General features: G+C 69.4%; 10 protein-coding genes. 8 read left to right on the forward strand and 2 right to left on the reverse strand.

Annotated features, from left to right (window positions below; genetic code table 11):
- Positions 1-433 precede the first annotated feature (433 nt).
- From KOI35_RS46190 to KOI35_RS46200, 3 genes are all read left to right on the forward strand, one after another.
- Positions 434-1,906, forward strand: coding sequence for an arabinofuranosidase catalytic domain-containing protein (locus KOI35_RS46190; RefSeq protein ID WP_215796153.1), 1,473 nt, complete (start codon positions 434-436; stop codon positions 1,904-1,906).
- Positions 1,907-2,160: 254 nt separating this feature from the next.
- Positions 2,161-3,075 carry an AEC family transporter gene (locus KOI35_RS46195; protein ID WP_215796154.1) on the forward strand — a complete coding sequence of 305 codons (915 nt, stop codon included), beginning with the start codon at positions 2,161-2,163 and terminating at the stop codon, positions 3,073-3,075.
- A gap of 29 nt (positions 3,076-3,104) precedes the next feature.
- On the forward strand, positions 3,105-3,575 hold the full coding sequence (locus KOI35_RS46200; protein WP_215796155.1) for a flavin reductase family protein: 471 nt from the start codon (positions 3,105-3,107) through the stop codon (positions 3,573-3,575).
- 213 nt (positions 3,576-3,788) lie between these two features.
- Here the strand turns inward: KOI35_RS46200 and KOI35_RS46205 are convergent, their stop codons facing one another.
- A complete protein-coding gene (locus KOI35_RS46205; RefSeq protein WP_215796156.1) occupies positions 3,789-4,631 on the reverse strand; it encodes a LysR family transcriptional regulator in 843 nt (280 codons plus the stop codon).
- Positions 4,632-4,702: 71 nt separating this feature from the next.
- Between KOI35_RS46205 and KOI35_RS46210 the strand changes: the two genes are divergently transcribed.
- A complete protein-coding gene (locus KOI35_RS46210; protein WP_215796157.1) occupies positions 4,703-5,905 on the forward strand; it encodes an MFS transporter in 1,203 nt (400 codons plus the stop codon).
- Positions 5,906-5,921: 16 nt separating this feature from the next.
- On the opposite strand, the gene KOI35_RS46215 is transcribed toward KOI35_RS46210, so the two are convergent.
- A complete protein-coding gene (locus KOI35_RS46215) occupies positions 5,922-6,902 on the reverse strand; it encodes a sugar-binding transcriptional regulator (RefSeq protein WP_308121467.1) in 981 nt (326 codons plus the stop codon).
- 160 nt (positions 6,903-7,062) lie between these two features.
- Between KOI35_RS46215 and KOI35_RS46220 the strand changes: the two genes are divergently transcribed.
- The 4 genes from KOI35_RS46220 to KOI35_RS46235 all read left to right on the forward strand — a co-directional run bounded on the left by KOI35_RS46220 (position 7,063) and on the right by KOI35_RS46235 (position 11,380).
- Positions 7,063-7,707: a DUF2291 family protein gene (locus KOI35_RS46220; RefSeq protein ID WP_215796158.1), complete on the forward strand. Its 645-nt coding sequence runs from the start codon at positions 7,063-7,065 to the stop codon at positions 7,705-7,707.
- The gene (locus tag KOI35_RS46225) at positions 7,707-9,221 is read left to right on the forward strand and encodes a sugar ABC transporter ATP-binding protein (protein ID WP_215796159.1); all 1,515 of its coding nucleotides are present in this window, start codon (positions 7,707-7,709) and stop codon (positions 9,219-9,221) included. Before KOI35_RS46220 ends, KOI35_RS46225 begins: the two co-directional genes overlap by 1 nt.
- Positions 9,218-10,297: an ABC transporter permease gene (locus tag KOI35_RS46230; protein ID WP_215796160.1), complete on the forward strand. Its 1,080-nt coding sequence runs from the start codon at positions 9,218-9,220 to the stop codon at positions 10,295-10,297. Before KOI35_RS46225 ends, KOI35_RS46230 begins: the two co-directional genes overlap by 4 nt.
- Before the next feature lie 84 nt (positions 10,298-10,381).
- Positions 10,382-11,380: a D-ribose ABC transporter substrate-binding protein gene (locus KOI35_RS46235; protein ID WP_215796161.1), complete on the forward strand. Its 999-nt coding sequence runs from the start codon at positions 10,382-10,384 to the stop codon at positions 11,378-11,380.
- Positions 11,381-11,407 lie beyond the last annotated feature (27 nt).

Below are 11,407 nucleotides of genomic sequence, written 5' to 3' on the forward strand. Positions count from 1 at the left end.
TGCCGGTTGCCCGCCGTGGGGCGCAGCCTGTCGCGCGGATCGGAATGCCGGTTGCCCGCCGTGGGGCGCAGCCTGTCGCGCGGATCGGAATGCCGGTTGCCCGCCGTGGGGCGCAGCCTGTCGCGCGAATCGGGACGCCGGTCGCCCACCGTGGCGGCCGGCGTCCCGTGTCTTTCCGGCGCGTGGTCACCGAAGACCCGCTCGACGTGTTCCCGCCCGCGTCACCCGGCCGGTTGGCGGCCGGCACCCCGGCCTGGCCGCCGCTGCCCGTCCGGTGGTGTCGTCGCGTTCGCCGGTATTCGCGGCCTTTCGGAAAGCATTGACAAGCCTGAAATCCATAGTTAACTTCTGTGAACGTTAACAACACGATCCATGGCTCCAGCAGCAACCGGTTCACCGTCCGGCTGCTTCGCATTTCAGCGAAAGGCGCATCATGGGTAAAAGAACCTGGCGGACAGCCCTCGCCGCCACTGTCCTCGCGGCCGGCGCCGCCCTCTTCGGCTCGGGTCCGGCCCAGGCCGCGGGCACCGGGCCGTGCGATCTCTACGCGAGCGGCGGCACCCCCTGCGTGGCCGCGCACAGCACCACCCGCGCGCTGTTCGGCTCCTACGGCGGCTCGCTCTATCAGGTGCGGCGCTGGTCCGACGGCGCGACCTCGAACATCGGCGTGCTCAGTGCCGGCGGTTATGCGAACGCGGCGACGCAGGACTCGTTCTGCTCGGGGACGTATTGCACGATCGTGCGCATCTATGACCAGACGAGCCGGCACAACGATCTGACGATCGCGCCCGGCGGCGGCGCCAACCCGACCGCCGATCAGGGTGCCAACGCGGCCGCCCTGCCGGTGACGGCGGGTGATCACAAGGTCTATGGCGTGTACATCTCGGCCGGGAACGGCTATCGCAACAATGCGACCAACGGCATCGCGACCGGCAGTGCGCCCGAGGGCATGTACATGGTCACTGAGGGCACGCATGTTAACGATCGCTGCTGCTTCGACTACGGTAATGCGGAAACCAACAACATGGACACCGGGAACGGTGACATGGATGCGATCTATTTCGGGAACCTGTGCTGGTTCTCGCCCTGTTCGGCGGGACCGCGGGTGGCCGCCGACCTGGAGAACGGGTTGTTCGCGGGTGGCAACGGATCGTGGACGGCGAACACGGGACGCAACAGCGCGTTCGTCACGGCCGTGCTGAAGAACAACGGCACGTCCACGTACGCGATCAAGGACGGGAACGCCCAGTCGGGTGGGCTGGCCACGCGCTACAACGGAGCGTTGCCGACGCAGTCCGGCTACAACCCGATGACCAAGCAGGGCGCGATCATCCTGGGCATCGGCGGGGACAACAGCAACGGCTCGGTCGGGTCGTTCTTCGAAGGCGTGATGACCAGCGGTTACCCGAGTGACGCGACGGAGAACTCGGTGCAGTCCAACATCGTCGCCGTCGGTTACAGCAAGAGCGTCACGTTCCCGGTGAACGGCGCCACCTACCGGCTCACCAACCTCGCGGCGGGCAAGGTGCTCGACGCCGTCAACTGCGGCACCGCCAACGGCACGGCGATCCAGGTGTGGCAGTCGCTCGGCAACTCGTGTCAGCAGTGGCGCTTCAACAGTGTCGGCGCGAACAAGTGGACGATCACCAACGTCAACGCGGGCAAGGTGCTCGACGCGGTCAATTGCGGTCAGGCGCTCGGCACGGCCGTCAATCTGTGGCAGTCGCTGGGCAACACGTGCCAGCAGTGGGCGGTCATTCCGGCCGGCAACGGGCGTTACGAGCTCGTCGTCGAGAACAGCGGCATGGTGCTCGACGACCAGAACTGCGGCACCGCCAACGGCACCAAGGCCCAGCTCTGGATGTGGCTCAACAACACGTGCCAGCTCTGGTCGATCGCACCCTGAGCAGTCCAGCCGGCGACGTGACGTCGGGTCGGCTCCGGCTATGCGCGTCGTCGCCGTGCGTGACTGCGTGGCCGGGCTTGAGGTCGAGGTCGAGCAGGGCGGTCCGGATCGGCCTCGGCATCACGATCAGCGTGGGAACGCCGGGCACGGCCGGTCGAGGTCGAGGGTGACGGCGTGGTCGAGCTTTACGTCGAGGTCGAGCTGGTCGCGGCCGGGAGCAGCTCGGAAGCCGGATTGGCAGTAGCGTCGGGGAAATGATCTCGGCGCTCTCCGGATTCGCGGTCATCGGCGTGATCGTGCTCGCCGGATGGGTGGCCGGCCGCTGGGGCCGGCTGCCCGCCGGGACCGAGGCCGCGGCCGGGCGGCTCGCGTACACGGTCCTTTCGCCGTGCCTGCTCTTCGTCAGTGCCGCGGCGTCCGATCCGGCCGCGCTCTTCACCGAGCCGCTGCTGATCTCGGCCGCCGCGGCACTGATCTGTTTCGGTCTGCACACGTTCACCACGCGTGGCCGCGACCTCGGTACGCGCATCGTCGGGGCGCTCGGCGCGGGCTACGTCAACGCGGCGTTCATCGGGATCCCGGTGGCCTCCTACGTGCTGCACGACACCGCCCTGGTGGTGCCGATCATCATGCTGCAGCTGCTCGTCTTCATGCCGGCCACGGTGACCTTGCTCGAACTCGCCACAACCGGTCACACGTCCTGGCGAACGTCACTCACCGTGCCTCTGCGCAGCCCACTCACCGTGGCTGTCGGGCTCGGGATCATCGTCTCGGTGACGGGCTTGCGAGTGCCGTCGGTGCTTCTCGAACCGATCTCCGCGATGGGCAACTCGGCCGCCCCGGTGGTGCTCGTCGCCTTCGGCATGTCACTCTCCGGCGGCCGCCTGCTCGAGCCCGGCCCCGACCGCGTCCCGATTCTCGCCGCCGTCGTGCTCAAGGCCGCGATCATGCCCGCGCTCGCGTTTCTGCTCGCTCTCGTCGTCGGTCTGGCTCCGGAGGAGGTGTACGCGGTCACCGTGCTGGCCGCCCTTCCCGCAGCTCAGAACGTTTTCCTGTACGCGCAGGCCTTCAACACCGGACTCACGCTCGCCCGGGATGCGGTGTTCCTGTCCACGCTCGCCTGTCTGCCCGCCCTGCTGACAATTGCGATCTTGCACACGTTGACCTGAACCGCGGTTGAGGTTCTACGGTTTGTCGTGTGTTCAGCACCATCGACAGCTTCAAGGCGGCTTTCCGTCGCTACCCGACCGGCGTCGCGATCATCTCGGCCGCGGGCCCGGTCGGCCTGACCGCGTCGAGCGTGGCCTCGGTGTCGCTCGATCCGCCCGCGCTGTCGTTCTCGGTCATGGATTCGCCGTCGGCGCAGGCCCTCGTGCGCGCGCCGAGCTTCGTCGTCAACCTGCTCGGCCCCGAGTCGATCAGTTTGGCGCGGGCCTTCGCCGGTCCGGGCGGGCCGCGTTTCACCCCCGACCAGGGCTGGGAGTATCTGCCCGACGGCGAGCCGGTCCTCACCGGAGCCCTGGCGTCCCTGCGCGGCACCCCGCTGCAGTTGGTGCCGGTCGGCACCTCCACCGTAGTGATCGCCGAGATCCACGAGGTCCTGCTGGGCGAGCCGGGCGGCCACCTCGTCTACCACGACCGTGACTTCATCGCCTCCCCACGCCGCTGACCAGGCCGCCGCCCGCCACCCTGGGAGCAGTCGTTCGTTCAGCGAGATGTGCTGGAGCGGGTGGCCGGAAGCCGCGTGGAGCGGGTGGCCGGAAGCCGCGTGGAGCGGGTGGCCGGAAGCCGCGTGGAGCGGGTGGCCGGAAGCCGCGGTGGGACAGTCGGGAGCCTGGGTGCGGGCGGGACGCTTCGGCCGTACGGGAAACGCATTGATGATTTAAAGCATGCGCCGCAGGGCGGTCTCCACCGCATCGATCAAGGGATCGCCCGCGGTGCGCGGATGCCGCGTCAGGCCGAGTTCGACGTCCGGCAGGGGCGGCAGCGCGGAAGTGTCGTGGCCGACCATCGACGGTTCGAGGTTGGCCGGCATGAGCGCGCCGACCCCCAGCCCCGCCCGTAACGCGGCCTGCACGCCGACCAGGCTGTTGCTCTCGAACGCGACCCGCCACCGCCGGCCCGAGCTCTCCATCGCCGCCAGCACCGCCGTCCGCCAGGCGCAGGTGTTCGAGAACAGCACCACCGGCAGCGGATCGGCCCGCAGGTCGACGCCCGGACCGATCGCCCAGGCCAGCGGCCGCCGGACCGTCCAGCGCGGCGCCTCGGGCAGGTCGGGGACTTCGTCGAGAACCAGATGGACCCGGCTCGTCTCATACGCTTCGCGCATAGCTGCCTTCGACGTGCACAACACCTCGAGCGTCGCCCCGGGATGGAGCCCGGCCAGGTCGGCCAGCGCCTGCGGAAGCCGGGACGCCGCCAGATCTTCGAGCAGCCCGACACCGCAGTGACCGGTCAGCGTCCGGCCCGTCTCGGTGAGAGCCTGGGCCGAGAGCGAGAGGATCCTTTCCGCGTACGGAATAAGCTCCTCCCCGGCCCGCGTCGGCGCGACACCCGACGGCGACCGGTGCAGCAGCGGACGGCCGACGACACTCTCGAGCCGGCGTAACTGCTGGCTGAGCGCCGGTTGCGTGACGCCGAGCGTGCTCGCGCCACGACTGATGCTGCCCGCACGCACCGCCGTCACGAACGACCGCAACAACCCCGTCTCGAGCTCTCTCCCCATAACGATTCATTATGTCTGGCCTTAGCAAGGCTGGTCTTCCTATCAACCGGGCTCGGTTCTAGCGTCGGGGGATGACCGGATACCGGCAGGTGCTCACCGTGCCCGGCCTCGCCTCGCTACTGTGCGTCTCGCTGCTCGCCCGCACCGCGATCACGGCCGATGTGATGGCGCTGACGCTCTATGTCGTGCTCGGCCTGAACCTCAGTTACGTGGCGGCCGGCGGCATCACGGCGGCACTGACCGCGGGCGTCGCACTCGGCGGCCCGCTGCTCGGCCGCCTGATCGACGCGCGGGGTGTGCGCACGGTTCTGCTTCTGACCATCCTCGCGCAGGTCGCGTTCTGGGCGAGCGTTCCTTTCCTCCCGTACGCCGTACTTCTGCCCGCCGCCCTCCTGGCCGGACTGCTGATGGTGCCCGCGCAGTCCGTGACCCGGCAGGCGATCACCGCCACGGTTCCGGCCGGCCGGCGGCGGGCCGCGTTCGCGCTGGAATCCGTGCAGGGCGAGTTGTCGTACATCATCGGCCCGGCCCTGGTCATCCTGGGCGCGGCCACGTTGTCGCCCGATGTCATGGCCTGGGTCGTCGGCGCGACGATCGTCGCCGGGGGAGCCGGCATCGCCCTGCTCAACCCACCCGTACGGTCGGACGGCGAACGCACCGCCACCCGCATCCCACGCCGCCGGTGGCTGCGCTCCGGCATGATCGCCGCCCTGATCATGGCCTTCGGCGCGACCACCCTGCTCAGCGGCGTCGACCTGGCCATCGTGGCGACGCTGCGCGAGTCCGGTCAGGTGTCGTGGGCCGCCGTGGTCGTCGTGGTCTTCGGCGTGTGCTCGATCGCCGGCGGCCTGGTCCACGGGGCCCTGACCCGCCCGCTGCCCACCTGGCTCCTGCTGGCCCTGCTCGGAATGCTGACGATCCCGGCCGCCCTGGCCCACGACTGGCGCTGGCTGTGCGTAGCCGTGGTCGGTGCCGGACTGCTCACCGCACCCACGCTGGCCACAGTCGCCGACTCGGTCAGCCGGCTCGCTCCGGCCGGCGTGCGGGGCGAGGCCACCGGCTTGCAGTCGTCGGCGCAGAGTGCCGGGTTCGCGCTGGGTTCCCCGCTGGTCGGAGCCGCGATCGACCTGACCGTCCCCGCGGGCGGCTTCGTCACCGCGGGGCTGGCCGGCCTGATCGCTGCCGTGATCGGCTACGCACTCAGCCGCCGAACCCGCGCCGGAACAGGCACGCCGCCCGCCGCGGACACCCGGCAGGCCATGGTCCACCTCTGACCCGATCCGCGGGTGCTCAGGATTCCAGGAGGCTTCGCGCGACCTGCAGGTCGGTGATCAGCACGTTGGCCCAGCCACCCTTGACGGCGGCCCGGATGGCGTTGCTCTTGCGCAGGCCGCCGGCCACGGCGACCCGCCGGGGGACCGCGCGCAGCGTCGACGAGTCGATGCCCAGCACCCGGTCGTCGAAGGCGGACGTGATGTGCTCCCCGTCGGCGTCGAAGAAGCGCATGCAGACGTCACCGACCGCGCCCGCCGACCGCAACCCGGGCAGCTCGCTCTCGGCGAAGGCGTTGCCGCTCTCGCGCAGCAGCGGCGACGGCTCGATGCTGCCCACGCCGACCAGGGCCATGGTCAGGTCTTCGCACGCCTTGAGCACCGGCTCGATGTTGGGGTCGGTCACGAACATCTGCCGCATGTCGCCCGACGCCAGCAAGCCGGGCGCCTGCAGGTAGACCGCCTGGGCGCCGGTCAGCGCGGCCAAGCGGCCGGTGATCCGGGTGGCCTGGGTCTGCGCGGTCACGTTGCCGACCCCGCCCAGCATCTGCACGACCTGGTCGGCCACCGGGGTCGGGCGGGGGTGCATCGCCTCGACGGTGGCCAGGATCGTCGAGCTCCACGACGACACCCCGATGCGCTCGCCGCCCATCAGGGTCGTCTCCAGGTAGACCGCGGCCGCCGAGCCGAGCGCGCGCAGCACGTGACCCTCGTCGGCGTGGTCGTCGGTGTCGGCCACGATCACTTCGGTGAGCCCGTACGCCTGCTCGATCTGTTCCTCGAGTTCCGCGTAGACGCCGCGCGGCGCGATCACCGTCGTGCGCACGATGCCCAGCTCGACCGCGCGCTTGAGCAGCCGGGACACGCGCGGCTGGCTGATGTGCAGCTGCTGCGCGATCTGCGGCTGGCGCATGCCCCGCTCGTGGTACATGCGGGCGACCTTGGTGAGCAGCCGGATCTGGTCGGTGGCCAGCTCGTCGACCGGGTAGCGCTCTGCCACTGACGTCCTCCCGTGCCTCGGCAAGTCCCGAGAATACTTATTCAACCCTGAAGCCGCCGACGCGCCCTGGCGAAAACAACCCCGTTGACAAGCGCGACATCGACCATTCACAGTAGGTGCATGCCCAATCGCCTATGAATGGATATTCAGCATGACGGCGGTGACCCGCAGAACGGTGGCGACTCTGGTGGCGGTGCTGGCGATGACCGCGGCCTGCTCGAAAGTGCCGGGTGTCTACGTGTACGAGAAGGACGGACAGGCCGCAGCCGCCGCCGCAGCCACCGATCCGGCGACGTACGTGAACGACAACTGGGCGCAGAAGATCGTCCCGACCGTGCACGACAACGCGAAGGACGTCGTCGAGGTCGCCGCCGCCATCGCGAAGGACCCCGAGGCCGCGGGCCAGCAGTTCGGGCATCAGGCGGGGACCGGCAGCCCGTACGCGTACATGGTCAAGGGTTCCGGAAAGGTCACCGACGTCGACTCCTCGGTGCCGACCGGCCCGGTCACCGTCGAGGTCCCGCAGGCGGGCGGCCAGCCGCTCAAGGTCACCATCGCCACCGGCCCGGTCATCGCCGGCACCGCGATCCGCGACGCGGTCGGCTTCATCTCGTTCGGCGACTTCACCAACCAGATCGACTACGCCGAGGTCGGCAACCAGATCAACGACCACGTGAAGACCGGCGTCATCGCCAAGATCGACAAAAGCGGACTGAAGGGCCGGACCGTCGACTTCTACGGCGCGTTCTCCGCGCTCGCCCCGGGAACGATCTTCCTGGTGCCGACCGAGCTGGCGGTGAAGTGATGCCGGAGATTCTCGAGGCGCATCACATCAGCAAGAAGTACGGCGGCGTACGGGCGCTCAAGGATGTCACCTTCACCGCCTACCGCGGCCAGGTCAACGTGCTGGTGGGGGAGAACGGCGCCGGCAAGTCCACGCTCATGAAGATCCTCTCCGGGAGCGAGCAGCCGACCAGCGGCGAGATCCTCCTCGACGGCGAGCCGGTGCAGCTGGGCAGCCCGCGCGAGGCCCAGGCCCGCGGCATCGGGATCATCCACCAGGAGCTCAGCCTCTTCCCCAACCTGACGATCGCCGACAACCTGTTCGCCGGTCGCGAGCTGCGCCGGGGCGGCCGGTTCGTGGACGCCGCCGCGCAGCGCCGCCGGGCCCGTGAGGTGCTGCAACGTCTCGGCCAGGACCGGCTCGCCCCGGACACCCTGGTCGGCGACCTGCCGATCGGTCAGCAGCAACTCGTCGAGATCGGCCGGGCCCTGCTCACCGACGTACGCGTCCTGATCATGGACGAGCCGACGTCGGCGCTGTCCAACCACGAGGTCGACGTGCTCTTCGGCGTGATGGCGGAGCTGCGCCGCGACGACGTGACGGTCATCTACATCTCGCACAAGCTCGACGAGTTCCGCCGCATCGGCGACTGGGTCACCGTCTTCCGCGACGGCGGGCTCGTCGCCCACGAGTCGATGAGCCGCACCGACACCGGGTGGATCGTGCGCCAGATGGTCGGGCGGGACCCCGATTCCCTGTACGCCCGCAACAGCGCGCCGGTCGGTGACGTGCTTCTCGACGTACGGGGTCTGACCGTCCCCGGCCCGGTCCAGGTCGACGACGTCTCGCTGACCGTGCGCGCGGGCGAGGTGGTCGGCATCTACGGCCTGATGGGCGCGGGCCGCACCGAACTGGTCGAGACGCTGATGGGTATGCGTCGGCCGAGTGCGGGCGACGTGGTGATACGCGGAACGCATGAGCCGAAGGGCACCGTGCAGGCCCGGATGGCGGCCGGCCTGGCCCTGGTGCCCGAGGACAGGCAACGCGACGGACTCGTGCCCACCATGTCCGTACGGGAAAACATTCTCCTGGCGACTCTGGCCCGGATGACCCGTGGTGGCTTGCTGAACGGCGGCACCGAGCAGCGCACGGCCGACGGCAAGGTCGGCGAGCTGGCGATCAAGAGCCCCGGTCTGGGCGCGCTCGTCACCGCGCTGAGCGGCGGCAACCAGCAGAAGGTCGTGCTGGCCCGGGCCCTGCTCACCGACCCGGTCGTGCTGCTGCTGGACGAGCCCACCCGCGGTATCGACGTCGGCGCCAAGGCGCAGATCGCCGCGCTGATGGCCGACCTGGCCGCCCAGGGCTTCGGGGTGCTGTTCATCTCGTCCGAGCTGGCCGAGGTCATGGCCATGGCCGACCGCGTGCTGGTGATGGCCCGCGGCCGGGTCACCGCCGAGTTCACCGCCGGCTCCGTCACCGAGGAGGCCCTGGTGGCCGCGTCCGCATCCGACAGCGTCCTGGAGGCGACGAAATGACCGACACGCACGTGGCAGCTCACCGCCAGGCGGCCGCGCCTCCGCCCGACGCGCCCCGCCACACGGCGCTGGCCCGGGCCGCGCTGCTGCTCCTGCGTGGGCGCACGCTGGTCGTCCTGGTCCTGCTCGTGATCATCTTCAGCTCGATCTCGTCCGAGTACCTGACCCAGAGCAACCTGATCCTGATGACCAAGCACGTGGCCATCAACGCGATCCTGGCCATCGGCGTGACGTTCGTGATCCTGACCGGTGGCATCGACCTCTCGGTGGGCTCGATCGCGGGGCTGGCCAGCATGGTGTCGGGCGGCCTGCTGTTCAAGGGCCTGAACGTCCCCGGCGGCACGATCTTCTTCTCGGTCGCCGTCGTCATTCTCATCGGCATCGTCGTCGGCGCACTGGTCGGCGCGGTCAACGGCCTGCTGATCACCCGCTTCCGGGTGGCGCCGTTCATCGCCACGCTCGGCATGCTCTACGTCGCCCGCGGCGCCGCGCAGTTGCACAGCGACGGCGGCACCTATCCCGACCTGGCCGGCACCGAGGCCCGCGGCAACACCGGCTTCGGTTTCATCGGCGTCGACAGCATCCTCGGTATTCCGGTCGCCGTATGGATCATGGTGATGGTCGCGGCCGCCGCGGTCCTGGTGACGACCAAGACCCCGTTCGGCAAGCGCATCTTCGCCGTCGGCGGCAACGAGCGCGCGGCGGTGCTGTCCGGCATCAGGGTCAACCGCATCAAGATTTCCGTGTACGTGATCTCGGGCGCATGTGCGGCGCTGGCCGGCCTGCTCCTCACGTCGGAACTCGGCGCCGCCTATCCGGACACCGCCACCACGTACGAGCTCAACGCCATCGCCGCCGCGGTGCTCGGCGGAACCGCCCTCAGCGGCGGCCGCGGCACGATCATCGGCACCGTGATGGGCGCCTTCGTCATCGGCTTCCTCAGCGACGGCCTCGTGCTGGTCGGCGTCTCGACGTTCTGGCAGTCCGTGGTCAAGGGCGCCGTCATCGTCTTCGCCGTCATCACCGAGCAGGCGCAGCAGCGTCTGCAGTCCACCCTCACCCGACGCACCGCCTGACCGCACCCGCCTTCGCACCGCCGCTCTCGCCTTCGCGCCGCCGCTCCACCCCCCGCTCCGTCGCTTGTGAAGGGATCAAACTCCATGAGATATCTCCCGTCCCGCCGAGCTTTCCTCGCCGTCGGTGCCGCCTCCGTCCTGGCCCTGTCCGCCTGCGGGGGCAGCGATGACTCCTCGTCGTCATCCTCGTCCGGCTCGAGCGCGGCCCCCGCCGCGTCCAAGCTGATCGTGATCATCACGCCGTCGCCCGACAACGTGTTCTTCAAAGCCGAGCAGGAAGCCGCCGACGCCCAGGCCAAGAAGCTCGGCTACGAGACGCTGGTGCTCAGCCACGACGACGACCCGACCAAGCAGAGCCAGCAGTTCGACACGGCGATCTCGCGCAAGGCGGCCGCGATCATCCTGGACAACGCGGGCGCCGACGCCTCGGTGACCGCGATCCAGCGGGCCAAGGACGCGCAGATCCCGACGTTCCTGATCGACCGCGAGATCAACAAGACCGGCGTCGCGGTGGCCCAGATCGTCTCCAACAACGCCCAGGGCGCCGGGCTCGGCGGTCAGGAGTTCGCCAAACTGATGGGCGGCAAGGGTGAATACGCCGAGCTGACCGGCAAGCCGACCGACACCAACGCGGGTGTGCGGTCGAAGGGCTACCACGGCGTACTGGATCAGTATCCGGACCTCAAGATGGTCGCCCAGCAGAGCGCGAACTGGGACCAGGCCGAGGCGCTGCAGAAGACCCAGACGATCCTGCAGGCCCACCCGAACATCAAGGGCATCATCGCCGGCAACGACACGATGGCCCTGGGCGCGTACGCCGCGGTGCAGGCCTCGAACAAGAAGGACATCATCGTCACCGGGTTCGACGGCAGCCCGGACGTCGTCTCCTCGATCCTCAAGAAGGGGATCAAGGCGACCGTTCTCCAGCCCGCCAGCAAGATCGCGGAGATGGCCGTCGACCAGGCCGACGCGTACATCAAGAACGGGAAAGCGGACCAGCCCGAGAAGCAGTCGATCGACTGCGTGCTGGTCAACCCGGACAACGCCGGCACGGTCAAGAACTTCGCCGTCGCCGGTTCCTGAGCGTCACCATCCTGAGAAAGGCACAAC

The sequence above is a fragment of the Paractinoplanes bogorensis genome, assembly GCF_018829635.1.
GTDB lineage: Bacteria > Actinomycetota > Actinomycetes > Mycobacteriales > Micromonosporaceae > Actinoplanes > Actinoplanes bogorensis.